Genomic DNA, 14,352 nt, shown 5'->3' with positions numbered 1-14,352 from the left:
CGCATGGACAGCGCAGCCGCCCCTCTCGTCACGACGACGGCGGGGGAGGTGCGCGGGATCGACCGCGGCGGGTCCGCCGCCTTCCTCGGCATCCCCTTCGCGCAGCCGCCCGTCGGCGCGCTCCGCTTCCGGGCGCCCGTGCCGCCGGAGCCCTGGGAGGGCGTCCGCGACGCGACCGTCTACGGTGCGACGCCGCAGCGGCGTCCGTTCGGTGCGGTCACGACCATCCCCGAGCCCTCCGTCCCGGGGGAGGCGACGCTGAACGTCAACGTCTTCACGCCCGCTCCGGGCGATCGCGGCGCCTGTCTGCCCGTGCTCGTGTGGATCCATGGGGGCGGATTCCTCGCAGGATCTCCCGCGAGCCCGTGGTACGACGGCGCCGCCTTCAACCGCGACGGCGTCGTCACCGTGACGATCTCGTACCGGCTCGGCTTCGACGGCTTCGGATGGATCGACGGCATGCCGGCCAACCGCGGCATCCTCGATCAGATCGCTGCATTGGAGTGGGTGCGCGACAACATCCGCGCGTTCGGCGGTGATCCCGCCCGTGTCACGATCGCCGGGCAGTCCGCGGGCGGCGGCAGCGTGATGTACCTGCTCGCGGCGCCCGGCGCCCGCGGGCTCTTCCACGGCGCCATCGCGCAGTCGCCCTCCTGGACGCACCGCACCTCCGCCGACGGGGCCGCCGTCTCCCGCGCACTCGCCCGCGAGCTCGGGATCGACGGCATCGGCGCCGACGGCTTCCTCGCCCTCGACGAGGAGGCGATCCTCGACGCCTCCTCGCGCGTCGACGCGGGGGCGGCGCTGGGCCTGGAGCCCGCCCACGGGATCGATCTCCTCGGAGCCGGCCGCGACGCCATGCCGCTCGCCTTCGTCCCCATCATCGACGGGGAGGTGCTCGCGCCCGTCGCCGACGTCGTCGCGACACCGCCCGTGCCCCTCCTCATCGGGACGACGGCGAACGAGTTCGGCTTCCCTGCGGAACCCGGCGACCTCGACGGCGTGATGGCCGCTCTCGGCGCCGCGGGCGCACGCGACGATGCGCTCGCCGCCTTCCGCGCCGAGCTCGACGGCCTCGGCGCGGCTTTCCTGCAGGGTCAGCTGCTGAGTGAGGCGATGTTCCGGATGCCCGTGGCCCGGTTCGCGACGCAGGCGGCGGCCACGGCGTGGGGTGCGACGACGTGGCTCTATGACTTCCGCCACCACTCGCCCGTCTCGCGCACCGCAGGCCACTGTCACGACCTGCCGTTCACGTGGGACGGGCTGGCGCAGGAGGGCGTGACGGCCGTTCTGGGCGAGGAGCCGCCTCAGCCCCTCGCCGACCGGATGCACGGCGACTGGGTGCGCTTCGTGCGCGAGGGATGTGCCGACTGGGCTCCCGTCGACGACGCGCCATCCGGGGCGTTCGTGTACGACATGCCTGATTCGGCATACGGAGCTCGCGCGTACGGGCTCGAGTCGGATCTCGCCGCGCGTCTCTAAGCTGGTGCGCATGGCCATCGCATCCACGCCCGAACTCGAAGCCGACCGCCAGGAGCTCATCCGTCTCATCACGGAGGACGCGGTCTTCCACGGCGACTTCACGCTCTCGAGCGGCAAGAAGGCCACCTACTACGTCGACATGCGCAAGCTCACGCTCGATCACCGAGCCGCACCCGCGATCGGCCGCATCATGCTCGATCTCATCCGGGACATCGACGGAGTCTCGGCGGTCGGCGGGCTCACGCTCGGCGCCGACCCCATCGCCAACGCGGTCGTGCACGCGTCGGTGGCGGCAGGCACGCCCGTCGACGCCTTCGTGGTCCGCAAGGAGCCGAAGGACCACGGTCGCGGGCGCCAGATCGAGGGAGCCGAGGTCGAGGGCAGGCGCGTCGTCGTGCTCGACGACACGGTGACCACGGGCGGGTCGCCACTCAAGGCGGTCGAGGTGCTGCGCAAGGCCGGGGCCGAGGTGGTCGCGGTCGCGACGATCGTCGATCGCAAGACGGGAGCACAGGAGCGCATCGAGGCCGAGGGCCTGCAGTGGCTCGCCGCCGTCGACCTCGACGACCTCGGGCTCGACGCGCAGTAGCCGGCGCGCCTCGGATCTCCTCGGGGTTCGCCAGTGCGGATGTAGACCCAGAGCGCCCTCAAGCGGCACATCCGCACTGGCGAAGCGCACCGGAGCCCACATTCGCACGGGCGAAGCTGGCGAAAGCCGTCGTGGCACCCGAAGTGCGGGGCGGCGCCTCGCCAGTGCGGATATAGACCCAGAACCCCTTTAGGCCGCACATCCGCACTGGCGAAGCGCCGGTGGACCCACATCCGCACGGGCGAAGCCCCACCGCGAAGCGCCCACCGTGCGGCCGCCGCGCCGCGGCCGCGCACGAGACCCGTCCGAGCGCCGAGGGGCCCCGCGCCGCTAGGCTGGGCGGGCCCGAAGGCGGGCCACCTCGAGGAGCACCCATGACCCGCATCGCCCTCGCCGTCGATCTCGGCGGCACGAAGATTGACGCCGCCCTCGTCGACGGGAACGGCTCCGTGCTGCCCGACGGCCGGAACCGACGCCCGACGGGCCGCGCCATCACGCCGGACGAGCTGCGAGCGGCGGTCGCCGGCGTCGTGTCGCACGCGCTCGCGCACCTCCCCGAGGGAGCCGAGTTCGCGGGAGCAGGCATCGGCAGCGCCGGCCCCATCGACCAGGCGGCCGGGGCCATCCACCCGGTGAACATGCGCGGGGTGCACGGGTTCGGCCTCGTCGAGGCGGTGCGCGACGCCGTCATCGCCTCGACCGGCGAGTTCGATCCCGTCGTGCGCCTGCGCCACGACGGCGGCTGCCTCGCGCTCGCGGAGTCGTGGATCGGCGCCGCGGCGGGAACCCGCGCGTCGCTGTCGATCGTCGTGTCGACGGGCGTCGGGGGAGGTATCGTCATGGACGGCCGGCCCGTCGGCGGCGCGTCGGGCAACTCCGGCCACCTCGGGCAGGTGCACATCGGCGAGCTCACGGTCGAGGAGATCGCGGCAGGGCCGCCGAGCGTGCAGTGGGCGCAGCTGCAGGGATGGCGGGGCGAGACGGGGGAGGACCTCGCGCGCGCGGCGCGCGGAGGCGACCGCATCGCGCGCGCCGCGATCGAGCGGTCGGCACGCGCCGTCGGGCAGGCCCTCGCCGACGCGTCGACGCTCCTCGACCTCGAGGTGGTCGCGATCTCCGGCGGCTTCTCGAACGTCGCCGACGACTACGTCGACCTCGTCGCGGCCGCGCTCGCCGACTGGGCCGACCTGCCGTACGCGCGTGCCACGCGCGTCGTCCGCAGCGCCCTCGGCGGCGACGGCCCCATCATCGGAGCGGCCGCGCTCGTCCTCCAGGGCTGAGTGCGGGGCCCCGGTGCCTCAGTCGCGCCGGTAGGCCGTGCGCATGCGGCGCGTCGACAGGATCGCGCCGACGGTCAGCATGATCGCCGCGAAGGCCACCTGCTCGACCGTCATCCAGAACGGGTACAGACCGGGGACGGCGGCGATCACGAGCGTGACGGCGGGGAAGACGAACGAGAACAGGCGCATGCGCGAGTAGGCCCAGAGCCACCCCTGCTCGGCGCGGAACGAGAAGTAGCCGAGACCGCCCGTGAGCCCCAGCACGACGACGCTGCGGAACCAGACGAGCACGGGCTCCGGCACGCCCTGCAGGGTGAGCCAGAACGCGATGCCGACGGCGCTCACGCCGAGCATGATCGCGACGCCGAGCAGCACGCGCACGACGAGCCAGTCGCGGTGCAGGGCGGGGGAGTCGAGGCGGTCGGCGGGGATGCGCACATCGCGCTGGCGCCCCGCGGCGAGGCGGTCGACGCGCAGCAGCACCTCGTCGAGACTCACGCCGAGAATCGTACCCGGCGCGCGACCGGGGCCGCCGGAAGGCCCCTCGACATCGAGGCTCCTGCCCTCCGCCTAGTCTGTGGAGCATGAGCGACCCGCACGCCAGCGAGCCAGAGGCAGCCGACCACCGTCTGGAGAAGACGGTCGGCAACCGCGTGCGGCACCACCGCCTCGTGGCGGGTCTCACGGCGAGCGATCTCGCGGCGCGGGCGGGGCTCTCGCCCGCGATGATCTCGCGCATCGAGTCGGCCACGACGTCGGCGAGCCTCACGACCATCCACCGCGTCGCGCGGGCGCTCGACGTCCCCGTGGCGTCGCTCTTCCGCGGAGCGGACGCACCCCGCGCCGCCGTGGTGGTCAAGGCCGGCGCCGGCACCGACTCCGTCCGCGCGGGCAGCAGGCAGGGCCATCGCTATGCGAGCCTCGGCAACCTGCTGTCGACGAGCGGCCCCTCGCTCGAGCCCGTCATCGTGACCCTCAACGCCGACGCCGCCGAGTTCCCGCTCTACGAGCACGCCGGCATCGAGTTCCTCTACATGCTCGAGGGGGCCATCCTCTTCCGCCACGGCGACGACGAGCACGTGCTCGAGGCCGGCGACTCGATCCTCCTCGACGCGGAGACGCCGCACGGCCCGACCGCTGTGACGGCGGGCCCCGCGCGCTTCCTGTCGGTCAATCCGGCAGGAGCCTGACATGCGCGTGTAACACCAGAGGTTTTACTGTCGGTAAATTAGTTGCGTTGGCCGCAAGACGGCACACGCGCACGCGCCGGACCCACCCCGTCCGACGACGACCCGATCGTCCTCTGGAGCACCCGTGCCCGAAAGCACCCTGTCCCGCGTCGCCATCTGGGACGGCGCCCGCGCCCTCGGCGCCGGCCGCCTGTCGTGGAACGGCGACGAGATCACCGCCGTCGAGGCGGATGCGGCGGGGGAGACCCCGCGCTACGCCGTCATCCCCGGCCTCATCGACACGCACGTCCACCTGGGCGGCTACGCGGGCCCCGGAGAGCAGCCCTGGGGCTCGCCCTGGTCGCTCGTCACGCCCGACGCGGAGAAGGTCTTCCACATCGCGGCGCAGGCGCAGCGCGCCATGCGCGCCGGCGTGACGACCGTGCGCGACCTCGCCGGAGACGCCCTGCAGCTCGCCGTCAGCCGCGTCTTCGACGACGGCGTGCAGATCGGCCCGCGCGTGCGCGTGCACGGCCAGGTGGGCATGACCGCGGGACACGGCGACCTCTTCATCCCGCCGCACTACCCGCACCGCGATCCCGTCGCCGACAGCCCAGACGAGTGCCGCAAGCTCGTGCGCCAGTGGGCGCGGCAGGGCGCGCACGGCATCAAGATCTACGCGTCGGGCGGCGTGCTGTCGATGGGCGACCGGGTCGGATGGCGCAACCAGACCGACGAGGAGATCCGCACCGTCATCGACGAGGCCCACGCGCTCGCGATGCCCGTCGCGGCGCACAGCCACGACGCCTCGAGCGCGCGCCGCGCCCTCGAGGCGGGCGTCGACTCCATCGAGCACGGCACGGGCCTCGTGCCGGAGCTGTGGCCCCTCGCCACGGCGCGCGACGTCCCCGTCGCCCCGACGCTGCTCATCAACGACCGGCTCGCGGACGGCACGGTGCCGGTGAGCGCGGAGGCCCGGGAGAAGGCGGCGGCCGTCGTCGCGGAGCGCGACGCGAACTTCGCCGGGGCCGCGCAGGCCGGCGTGCGCTTCGTGCTGGGCACCGACGCGAACGGCGTCATGGTGCGCTTCGGCGAGCAGCATGCCGAGGTGCGGCTCATGGCGCGCATGTTCGGCTGGTCGGCCGAGCGCGCCCTCGTCTCGGCCACGAGCGACGCGGCCGATGCGATCGGGATGGGCGACCGCATCGGCCGCCTGCGCCCCGGTCTCGGTGCCGACTTCGTCGTCCTCGACGGCCGCCCGTGGGAGGACGTCTCGCACATCGACGCCGACCGCGTCGTCGCCGTCGTCTCCCGCGGGCGCCTCGTGTCCGGCTCCCTGCCCTCCTGAACCCCGCCCTCGTCAACCCGGCCCTGCACCACCTCCCCCCGAGAGGATCCATCGTGACCACATCCCCGAAGCGCCGCGCGGCACTCGCCGCCGGCGCCGCCCTCGCCCTGGGCGCGCTCCTCGCCGGCTGCGCCGCGGGCGGCGACGCGGAGTCCGAAGGCGGCGGCACGCTCGTCTTCGCCGTCGAGACCGACCCGAGCTGCATCGACCCGCAGCAGCCCACCGTGACCCAGGCGCTCTACATCGGGCGCCAGGTGGTCGACTCGCTCGTCGACCAAGACCCCGAGACGGGCGACATCGTGCCGTGGCTCGCGGAGTCGTACGAGTCCGCCGCCGACATGACGTCGTTCACCTTCACGCTGCGCGACGACGTCACCTTCAGCGACGGCACGGCGCTCACGAGCGACGTCGTGAAGGCCAACTTCGACAGCATCGTCGAGATGTCGGCCGACGGCTCGACGGCCACGCTCGCCGGCCAGTACCTCTCGGGCTACGCCGGCACCGAGATCGCCGACGAGCAGACGTTCACCGTGTCGTTCGACGCGCCGAACGCCGCGTTCCTTCAGGGGGCGAGCACCATGAGCCTCGGCATCGTGTCGCTCGCGAGCACCGAGGAGACGCCGGAGGCGCGCTGCCAGGACGGCGTCATCGGAACGGGGCCGTTCGTGTACGACTCCTACGCGCCCAACAGCGAGGTGTCGATGGATCGCCGCGAGGGGTACGCGTGGGCATCCGAGCTGCGCGGCCACGAGGGCGACGCGTACCTCGACCGCATCGAGTTCGCCGTCGTCACGGAGGACAGCGTGCGCGTCGGAGGGCTGCAGTCCGGCGAGTTCGACATCGTGGGCGAGCTGCCCTACGCCGACGAGCCGCGCATCGCGGAGGAGGGCTACTCGATCTACGCGAAGGCGAATCCGGGCATCCCGACGAGCCTCATCCCCAACCTCGAGAACCCCGTCCTCGCCGACGACGCCGTGCGCCAGGCCATCCAGCTCGGCATCGACCGCGCCGAGATCACCGAGACGCTCGGCTACGCGAGCGGCGACGTGCCGACCAGTGCGCTCTCCAGCGGCACCTCCGGCTACACGAGCCAGGCGGATGCCCTCGCCTACGACCCCGACGCCGCCGTGGCGGCGCTCGAGGCGTCCGGCTGGACCGAGGGAGCGGACGGCATCCGCGAGAAGGACGGCCAGCGCCTCACCTTCACGGCGACGGGCTTCTACGAGCAGCAGATGATGGAGCTCATCCAGCTGCAGCTCGCCGAGATCGGCGTCGACATGCAGATCGACTTCACCGATGCGGGCGGGTTCTTCGGGGCCATCGCCGAGCGCAGCTACGACGTGCTGTTCGCCGCGCTCACGCGCACCGGCCCCGACGCGCTCGCCGTGATGTTCGAGCAGGCCGCGCCCTCGCACTGGGCCGTCGTCGACGACGCCGACCTGGAGGCGATGCTCGCCGAGCAGGCCGCGACGAGCGACGAGGCCGCGCGCCAGGCCATCCTCGACGACATCCAGGCGACCGTGATCGACGAGGGCTACCTCTTCCCGATCCTCGAGGTCTACCAGCTGCACGCGTCGCAGCCCGAGGTGACGGGCTTCGCGTTCGACTCGGCGTCGCGCTTCCACCTCTACGACGTGGAGCTCGGCTGACATGACCGCGGCAGGAACGTCACGGGCCGCCGGCCTCCTCAGGCGGATCGGCGCCCCCCTTCTCCAGTTCGTCTTCGTGGTCTGGGCGACCTACACCGTGACGTTCCTGCTCATCCGCGTGCTGCCGGGCGACCCCGTGCTCGCCGCTCTCGCCGTGCAGTCGGGCGACGCGACGACCGTGGACCCCGCGCAGCTCGCGGCGCTGCGGGAGGAGGCCGGCCTCGCGGGCGGCCTCCTCGAGCAGTACCTCGCCCAGCTCGGCGGTCTCTTCACAGGAGACCTCGGCACCTCGCTCGCGACCGGGCGGCCGGTCGCGCAGATGATCGCCGACGTCGTGCCCGGCACGCTCGCCGTCGCCGGACTCGCGCTCGTCATCGGTGTCGCGATGTCGCTGCTCATCGGCTTCCTCGCCTACCTCTCGCCGTGGCGCTGGCTGCGTGAGACCCTCGTGCAGCTGCCGCCCCTGGGCGTCGCCGTGCCCGCCTTCGTCACGGGGCTCGTGCTCATCAGCGTGTTCTCGTTCGGGCTCGGCTGGCTGCCCGCCTCCGGCGCGCGCTCGCCGCTGAGCGTCGTCCTGCCGGCCGTCACCCTCGCGTTCCCCGTCGGCGCCATCTTCTTCCAGGTCTTCTCCGCCGCCGTCCGCGAGGCCGAGTCGAGCGCCTACGTCTTCACGGCCGACGTGAAGGGCCTCTCCCGCCTCGCCGTCTTCGGGCGGCACATCCTCCGCAACGCCCTGCTGCCGTCCGTCACGAGCATCGGCCTGCTCATCGGCTTCCTCGCCGGGGGCACGGCCGTCGTCGAGACGGTGTTCTCGCGCGACGGCATCGGCCGGGTCGTCGTCGCGGCCGTGCAGGCGCGCGACGTCAACGTCATCCAGGGCGTCATCATCGTCGTCGCGGTCGTGTACGCGCTCGCCGCGCTGCTCGTCGACCTGTCGTACCCGCTGCTCGATCCGCGGCTGCGCCCGCGCGACCCCGCGCGCAGCGTGCTCTCCGAGCCGACGCCCCCGACCGCCACGGGGGCCGTCGCCGTGGATGCCTCCCCCCGGAAGGAGGAGCTCCGATGAGGGCCCGCCTGCTGCGTCCGACGACGCTCCTGTCCCTCGCGATCGTCGCGCTCGCCGCGATCATGGCCCTCGCGCCGCAGCTGATCGCCCCCGGCGACCCGCTCGCGGGCGAGCCCTCCGACCGCCTGCTCGCCCCCGGCGCCGGCCACCTGTTCGGCACCGATGCGCTCGGGCGCGACGTGTACACGCGCGTCGTACACGGCGCCTTCCTCTCGCTCGCGGCCGCGACGGCCGCCGTGCTCGTGGGAGGACTCGTCGGGGGAGCGGTCGGCCTGGTCTGCGGCGCGCTGCGCGGACGCGCCGGGCGCATCGTCGACTTCGTCGTCATGCGATTCGTCGACGTGCTGATCGCGGTGCCCGGGATCCTCCTCGCCCTCATCGTCGTCGCGACGCTCGGATTCGGGCCGTGGAGCATCGCGCTCGGCGTCGGCCTCGGCGCCGCTGGCAGCTTCGCCCGCGTCATGCGCGCGCAGGTGCTGCGCGTGCGCGGCGAGGAGTACGTCGAGGCGGCCGCGACGCTGGGCGTGCGCCCGCTCGCCGTGCTCGGCCGGCACATCCTGCCGAACGCGATGCGCCCCGTGCTCGCGATGGCCGCGCTCGAGCTCGGCACGGCCATCCTCTCGGTGTCGACCATCAGCTTCCTCGGATTCGGGGCGCAGCCGCCCTCCCCCGAGTGGGGCGCGCTCGTCAGCGACGGCCGCGACTACATCGCCACCGCATGGTGGCTCACGGTGCTCCCCGGCGCCGTCATCGTCTGCGTGGTGCTCGCCGTCACCCGCATCGCGCGCGTGATCGGAGTGGAACGATGAGCGACGACATCCTCGCGGTCGAAGGGCTCCAGGTCGCGTACCGCACCGGACGGCGCGAGGTGGAGGCCGTGCGCGGCGTCGACCTGCGCGTGCCGCGCGGAGGCATCGTCGCGCTCGTGGGCGAATCGGGCTCGGGTAAGAGCAGCGTCTCGCAGGCGCTCGTGCGCCGCCTGCCCGAGAACGGCCGGATCGCGGGCGGCTCGGTGCGCTTCGACGGACTCGACCTCGCCAGGGTGCGCGAGCGCGAGCTGCGGCGCATCCGCGGAGGGCGCGTCGGCTTCGTGCCGCAGGACCCGAACGCGTCGCTCAACCCCGTCCTGCGCATCGGCGAGCAGATCGCCGAGGGGCTGCGCCTGCACGCGCGCATGTCGCGGGCGGATGCCGCCGCGCGCGCCGTCGAGATCCTCGGCGAGGTGGGGCTCTCGCGCCCCGAGCTGCGGGCGCGCCAGTACCCGCACGAGCTGTCGGGCGGAATGAAGCAGCGCGTGCTCATCGGCATGGCGTGGAGCTGCGACCCGCAGCTCGTCATCGCCGACGAGCCGACGAGCGCCCTCGACGTCACCGTGCAGCGGCGCGTGCTCGACCAGATCGAGGAGCTCGCGGCGTCGCGCGGCACCGCCGTGCTGCTCGTCACGCACGACCTCGGAGTGGCGAAGGACCGCGCGAGCCGCGTCGTCGTCATGCAGCAGGGGCTCGTCGTCGACGAGGGGACGACACGCGAGGTGCTCGGCGCCCCGCGCACGGACTACACACGCGAGCTCGTCTCGGCGGCACCGGGTCTCACGAGCCGGCGTCTGGAGCCGACGATCGAGGGCGACTCGCTGCCCGCTCCCGACGGGCCGCCGCTCCTCGAGGTGGAGGGACTGCAGAAGGCGTTCGGCGACGTCGTCGCGGCCGACGGCGTCTCGTTCGCCGTGCCCGCGGGGCAGACGGTCGCGCTCGTCGGCGAGTCGGGCTCGGGCAAGACGACGACGGCGCGGATGGCCGCGCGCATCGTCGACGCCGACGGCGGGCGCATCCTCTTCCGCGGCGACGACGTCACGGCGCTGCGCGGGGCGGGGCTGCGCGAGTGGCGCCGCCAGGTGCAGGTCGTCTACCAGAACCCGTTCGGCAGCCTCGACCCGCGCATGAGCATCGAGCGGATCGTCTCCGAGCCGCTGCGCGCCTTCGGCATCGGCGGCCGCGCGGAGCAGGCCAGGCGCGTGCGCGACCTGCTCGAGTCGGTGCGGCTGCCGGCCGCCGTCTCCGAGCGGCTGCCCGCCGAGCTCTCCGGCGGCCAGCGGCAGCGCGTCGCGATCGCCCGCGCGCTCGCGCTGCAGCCCACGCTGCTCGTGCTCGACGAGCCGGTGTCGGCCCTCGACGTGTCGGTGCAGACACAGATCCTGCAGGTGCTCGTCGACCTGCAGGCGCAGCTCGGCCTCGGGTACCTCTTCATCACGCACGACTTCGGCGTCGTCCGGCAGATCGCCGACCACGTCGTCGTGATGCGGTCGGGGAGGGTGGTCGAGCAAGGCCCCGCATCGCGCATGCTCACGGCCCCCGGGTCGGACTACGCCCGCGAGCTGCTCGAGGCGGTGCCGGGAACGCTGTAGGCGGGACCGGGACCGGGACCGGGACCGTCGCGTCGGCGCTCGCCTCGTCCCGGCCTACGCGTCCCGGTCGTCGTCCTTGCGGCGCCGCAGCCCGCCCCACACCACCGCGACGAGGGTTCCCGCCGTCACGAGGATGCTCACGGCCATCAGCAGGTCGCGCTCGCTCATGTCAGACCCCGGCGGCGAGCTCCCCGCCGCCCTCGCCCTCGACCGCGGGACTCAGCAGCTCGGCGACCGACGACACGATCTCGTCGGGCCGGAACGGGTACTGCTCGATCGACGCGCGCGACGAGATGCCCGTCATGACGAGCACGGTGTGCAGACCCGCCTCGATGCCGGCGACGATGTCGGTGTCCATGCGGTCGCCGATCATGCCCGTGTTCTCGCTGTGCGCGCCGATGCGGTTGAGCGCCGAGCGGAACATCATGGGGTTCGGCTTGCCGACGATGTACGGCTCCTTGCCGGTGGCCTTCGTGATGAGCGCGTTGATGGCGCCCGTGGCCGGCAGCACGCCCTGCGCGCTCGGGCCCGTCGCGTCGGGGTTCGTCGAGATGAACCGCGCGCCGTTGTTGATGAGCCGCACGGCCTTCGTGAGCGCCTCGAACGAGTAGTTGCGCGTCTCGCCGATGACGACGTAGTCGGGGTCGGTCTCGGTCATGATGAAGCCGGCCTCGTGCATGGCCGTGAGGATGCCCGCCTCTCCGATGACGAACGCGGACCCGCCCGGGCTCTGCTGCTTGAGGAACGCCGCCGTCGCGAGCGCGCTCGTCCAGATGTTCTCCTCCGGCACCTCGATGCCGGATGCCCGCAGCCGCGCCGAGAGGTCGCGCGGCGTGAAGATCGAGTTGTTCGTCAGCACGAGGAACGGCGTGCCCGTGTCGCGCCACTGCGCCAGCAGCTCGCTGGCACCGGGGATGGGCCGCTCCTCGTGCACGAGGACGCCGTCCATGTCGGTCAACCAGCACTCGATCTCATCGCGTCGCGCCATGCTCTCAGCCTAGATCGCCGGCGCATCCGCCCGCGGCGGGAGTCGATGCGGCGCGAGGCATGTCCGCAGGCGTATCTTCGTCTCGTGACCGATCCCGCGCCCGCCGTCTGGGACCCCGACCGTCTGCCCGATCAGACGGGACGCACGTTCCTCATCACGGGCGCCAACGCGGGTCTCGGCTACTTCGCGAGCGAGCAGCTCGCCCGCGCGGGTGCCCACGTCATCCTGTCGGGCCGCAATCCGAACAAGCTCGCCGCCGCGCACGACGCCCTCGAGGCGCGCGTGCCGGACGCGTCCGTGCAGACGCTGCTCCTCGACGTCAGCAACGTCGGGTCGATCCGTGCCGCCGCGGCGAGCGTGCGCGGAGGGCTCTTCAAGCGTCAGCGGCTCGACGGCGTCCTCCTCAACGCGGGCATCGTCCACACGCCCCGTCAGCGCGAGACGACCCGCGACGGCCGCGAGCTCGTGCTCGTGACGAACGCGCTCGGCCACTTCGTGCTCGCGGCCGAGCTGCTCACGACGATGTCGAAGTCGGCGAGCCGCACCTGGACGCCGCGGATGGTCTGGCTCGGGAGCATGTCGACGCGCATGGGCGCCTACGACCCCGTCGACATCCAGCTCGAGCGCGGCTACGCGGCCTGGAAGGCCTACGTGCAGTCGAAGGTCGTCGTGCAGGCGCTCGGCATCGAGGCGGACCTGCGGCTGCGCGACGCGGGCGTCCCCGTGGAGAGCGTCGTCGCGCACCCCGGCTACTCGATCGGCGGCCGCACGCCGCGCGTCTCGGGCGTGAACGAGCCGAGCGCGTGGAAACGCCTCAAGGGCGGCCTGCAGGCGCCCGTCGCGCAGTCGAAGGAGCGCGGTGCCGCATCCCTCGTGCGCGCGCTCATCGATCCGGAGATCTCGGGAGGCGAGTACTGGGGCCCGCGTCACCTCACGCGCGGCCTGCCCGTCCGGCAGCAGCCGTCGCGCACATCGTCCGACCCCGCCGTGCGCCGCCGCATCTGGGAGACCTGCGAGATCCTCTCGGGCATGGAGTGGCCGCTGCAGCGCGCCGCCCGGATGGCCGGCCGCTGATCAGCGGATCGGCCGCGCCGTCAGCTCCTTGAGGGCGGCGGACAGCTCCTGCACGGCATGGGCGAGATCCCGCAGCGCGGGATCCTGCGCCTGGTTCTTCGCCATGCGGGCGAGCGTCTCCGCGCGTTCGGCGTGCTTGTGGGCCTCGGGCTGGCTCATGTCGACCTCCCTGCATCGGTGCGCAGAGTGTAGCGCCGCCGTGTTTCCGGTACTCGCCGTTGCTGACGGGCAACGGTTGCTATAGCGTGACCATCATGGATGCCGATCCCGTCTTCGACGCGCTGGGCGATGCCACGCGACGCCGGATCCTCGAGGTCCTGCGTGCCGGCGCGCTCCCCGTCGGCGCCCTCTCCGATGCCCTGCCGGTCGGCCGGCCCGCCGTCAGCAAGCACCTCCGCGTGCTGGAGGGAGCGGGCCTCGTGACCCATCGCTCCGTCGGCACGCGGAACCTCTATGCCGTCGCGCCCGAGGGGCTCGCCCTCGCGCAGCGGTGGCTCGTCGATCAGTGGGACGACGTGCTCGGCGCCTTCGCCGCGCACGTCGAGAAGGAGCGTCCGTCCTCATGAGCATCCCTCCGCTGCGTCGCCAGATCGTCGTGGCCGCTCCGCCCGACGACGCCTGGCGTCTCTTCGTCGACGACATCGGCCGCTGGTGGCCGCTCGCCTCGCACGGCTGCTTCGGAGCGGACGCCTCACTCGCGCGCGCGGGCGGGCAGCTCGTCGAGACCTCGCCGACCGGCGAGCGGGCCGTGTGGGGCACCATCACGGAGGAGCGCCGACCCGAGCGCATCGCGTTCACCTGGCATCCGGGCCGCGGCCCCGAGAAGGCGTCGGCCGTCCTCGTGGAGTTCACGTCGTGCGGCGACGGCACCCTCGTGACCCTCGTGCACACCGGGTGGGAGGCGCATGCCGATCCCGTCGCCGCGCGCGCCGAGTACGCCGTCGGCTGGATGGCCGTGCTCGGCCACTACGCGGAGGCGGCGGGGGAGGCTGCGGGCACAGGGCCCGTCTGGCTCGTGCTGGAGCACACGGCGGGGCCGGCTGCTCCCGCCGGCGGCGTGTTCGCGTCGCCCGATTTCCCGAAGCACCTCGACTTCCTGCGTGCGCTCGCCGCGGACCGCGCGCTCGTGGCGGGCGGTCCGCTCCCCGACGATCCCGGATCGGGAATGACCGTCGTCCGGGCGATGGACATCGCACAGGCGGCGCGCGTCGCGCGGGCCGCGCAGGTCGATGACGGCGCGGTGCGGGCGGGCCTCCTCGACGTGCGCGTCCGGCCGTGGCGCGTCGCGATGACGGGCGCCTGAGTC

Annotated in this window: 15 protein-coding genes; 12 read left to right on the top strand and 3 right to left on the bottom strand. The window is 73.1% G+C overall.

Features of this window, described 5'->3' with window-relative positions; translation table 11 throughout:
• Positions 1–3 precede the first annotated feature (3 nt).
• The 3 genes from ABD998_RS07635 (at position 4) to ABD998_RS07625 (ending at position 3,351) form a co-directional block, all read left to right on the top strand.
• The gene (locus tag ABD998_RS07635) at positions 4–1,482 is read left to right on the top strand and encodes a carboxylesterase/lipase family protein (RefSeq protein WP_345437674.1); all 1,479 of its coding nucleotides are present in this window, start codon (positions 4–6) and stop codon (positions 1,480–1,482) included.
• Between the two features lie 10 nt (positions 1,483–1,492).
• A complete protein-coding gene (pyrE, locus tag ABD998_RS07630; protein WP_345437672.1) occupies positions 1,493–2,071 on the top strand; it encodes an orotate phosphoribosyltransferase in 579 nt (192 codons plus the stop codon).
• 374 nt (positions 2,072–2,445) lie between these two features.
• Positions 2,446–3,351: an ROK family protein gene (locus ABD998_RS07625; protein ID WP_345437670.1), complete on the top strand. Its 906-nt coding sequence runs from the start codon at positions 2,446–2,448 to the stop codon at positions 3,349–3,351.
• An 18-nt stretch (positions 3,352–3,369) separates the two neighbouring features.
• Here ABD998_RS07625 and ABD998_RS07620 read toward each other — a convergent pair whose 3' ends face one another.
• Positions 3,370–3,849, bottom strand: coding sequence for a hypothetical protein (locus ABD998_RS07620; RefSeq protein WP_345437669.1), 480 nt, complete (start codon positions 3,847–3,849; stop codon positions 3,370–3,372).
• A gap of 86 nt (positions 3,850–3,935) precedes the next feature.
• Between ABD998_RS07620 and ABD998_RS07615 the strand changes: the two genes are divergently transcribed.
• The 6 genes from ABD998_RS07615 (at position 3,936) to ABD998_RS07590 (ending at position 10,984) form a co-directional block, all read left to right on the top strand.
• The gene (locus tag ABD998_RS07615) at positions 3,936–4,541 is read left to right on the top strand and encodes a helix-turn-helix domain-containing protein (RefSeq protein WP_345437667.1); all 606 of its coding nucleotides are present in this window, start codon (positions 3,936–3,938) and stop codon (positions 4,539–4,541) included.
• Positions 4,542–4,665: 124 nt separating this feature from the next.
• On the top strand, positions 4,666–5,868 hold the full coding sequence (locus tag ABD998_RS07610; RefSeq protein WP_345437665.1) for a metal-dependent hydrolase family protein: 1,203 nt from the start codon (positions 4,666–4,668) through the stop codon (positions 5,866–5,868).
• A gap of 53 nt (positions 5,869–5,921) precedes the next feature.
• Positions 5,922–7,517 (top strand): ABC transporter substrate-binding protein, encoded by a 1,596-nt coding sequence (locus ABD998_RS07605; protein ID WP_345437663.1) that lies wholly within the window; start codon positions 5,922–5,924, stop codon positions 7,515–7,517.
• Position 7,518: 1 nt separating this feature from the next.
• Positions 7,519–8,583 carry an ABC transporter permease gene (locus ABD998_RS07600; protein WP_345437661.1) on the top strand — a complete coding sequence of 355 codons (1,065 nt, stop codon included), beginning with the start codon at positions 7,519–7,521 and terminating at the stop codon, positions 8,581–8,583.
• Entirely contained in the window at positions 8,580–9,392 is an 813-nt protein-coding gene (locus ABD998_RS07595) for an ABC transporter permease (protein ID WP_345437659.1), read from the top strand. The genes ABD998_RS07600 and ABD998_RS07595 overlap by 4 nt, the downstream gene beginning before the upstream one ends.
• Positions 9,389–10,984: an ABC transporter ATP-binding protein gene (locus tag ABD998_RS07590; RefSeq protein ID WP_345437657.1), complete on the top strand. Its 1,596-nt coding sequence runs from the start codon at positions 9,389–9,391 to the stop codon at positions 10,982–10,984. The genes ABD998_RS07595 and ABD998_RS07590 overlap by 4 nt, the downstream gene beginning before the upstream one ends.
• Positions 10,985–11,153: 169 nt before the next feature.
• On the opposite strand, the gene ABD998_RS07585 is transcribed toward ABD998_RS07590, so the two are convergent.
• Positions 11,154–11,972 (bottom strand): HAD-IIA family hydrolase, encoded by an 819-nt coding sequence (locus ABD998_RS07585; RefSeq protein ID WP_345437655.1) that lies wholly within the window; start codon positions 11,970–11,972, stop codon positions 11,154–11,156.
• A gap of 84 nt (positions 11,973–12,056) precedes the next feature.
• Between ABD998_RS07585 and ABD998_RS07580 the strand changes: the two genes are divergently transcribed.
• Positions 12,057–13,046, top strand: coding sequence for an SDR family NAD(P)-dependent oxidoreductase (locus ABD998_RS07580; RefSeq protein ID WP_345437653.1), 990 nt, complete (start codon positions 12,057–12,059; stop codon positions 13,044–13,046).
• On the opposite strand, the gene ABD998_RS07575 is transcribed toward ABD998_RS07580, so the two are convergent.
• Positions 13,047–13,205 (bottom strand): hypothetical protein, encoded by a 159-nt coding sequence (locus tag ABD998_RS07575; RefSeq protein WP_345437651.1) that lies wholly within the window; start codon positions 13,203–13,205, stop codon positions 13,047–13,049.
• Positions 13,206–13,300: 95 nt separating this feature from the next.
• On the opposite strand from ABD998_RS07575, the gene ABD998_RS07570 reads away from it, so the two are divergent.
• Complete coding sequence (locus tag ABD998_RS07570) at positions 13,301–13,612, top strand: ArsR/SmtB family transcription factor (protein ID WP_345437649.1); 312 nt, start codon at positions 13,301–13,303, stop codon at positions 13,610–13,612.
• The gene (locus tag ABD998_RS07565; RefSeq protein ID WP_345437647.1) at positions 13,609–14,349 is read left to right on the top strand and encodes an SRPBCC domain-containing protein; all 741 of its coding nucleotides are present in this window, start codon (positions 13,609–13,611) and stop codon (positions 14,347–14,349) included. The genes ABD998_RS07570 and ABD998_RS07565 overlap by 4 nt, the downstream gene beginning before the upstream one ends.
• Positions 14,350–14,352: the final 3 nt, after the last annotated feature.

Origin of the sequence: Microbacterium gilvum (assembly GCF_039543865.1) — a bacterium.
GTDB lineage: Bacteria > Actinomycetota > Actinomycetes > Actinomycetales > Microbacteriaceae > Microbacterium > Microbacterium gilvum.
This window is presented reverse-complemented; position numbering and strand designations above follow the sequence as displayed.

Coding starts and splice junctions, on each gene's coding strand:
- ABD998_RS07635 (WP_345437674.1), top strand. CDS start 4: ATGGACAGCGCAGCCGCCCCTCTCGTCACGACGACGGCGGGGGAGGTG.
- ABD998_RS07615 (WP_345437667.1), top strand. CDS start 3,936: ATGAGCGACCCGCACGCCAGCGAGCCAGAGGCAGCCGACCACCGTCTG.
- ABD998_RS07600 (WP_345437661.1), top strand. CDS start 7,519: ATGACCGCGGCAGGAACGTCACGGGCCGCCGGCCTCCTCAGGCGGATC.
- pyrE (WP_345437672.1), top strand. CDS start 1,493: ATGGCCATCGCATCCACGCCCGAACTCGAAGCCGACCGCCAGGAGCTC.
- ABD998_RS07585 (WP_345437655.1), bottom strand. CDS start 11,972: ATGGCGCGACGCGATGAGATCGAGTGCTGGTTGACCGACATGGACGGC.
- ABD998_RS07595 (WP_345437659.1), top strand. CDS start 8,580: ATGAGGGCCCGCCTGCTGCGTCCGACGACGCTCCTGTCCCTCGCGATC.
- ABD998_RS07575 (WP_345437651.1), bottom strand. CDS start 13,205: ATGAGCCAGCCCGAGGCCCACAAGCACGCCGAACGCGCGGAGACGCTC.
- ABD998_RS07565 (WP_345437647.1), top strand. CDS start 13,609: ATGAGCATCCCTCCGCTGCGTCGCCAGATCGTCGTGGCCGCTCCGCCC.
- ABD998_RS07570 (WP_345437649.1), top strand. CDS start 13,301: ATGGATGCCGATCCCGTCTTCGACGCGCTGGGCGATGCCACGCGACGC.
- ABD998_RS07590 (WP_345437657.1), top strand. CDS start 9,389: ATGAGCGACGACATCCTCGCGGTCGAAGGGCTCCAGGTCGCGTACCGC.
- ABD998_RS07625 (WP_345437670.1), top strand. CDS start 2,446: ATGACCCGCATCGCCCTCGCCGTCGATCTCGGCGGCACGAAGATTGAC.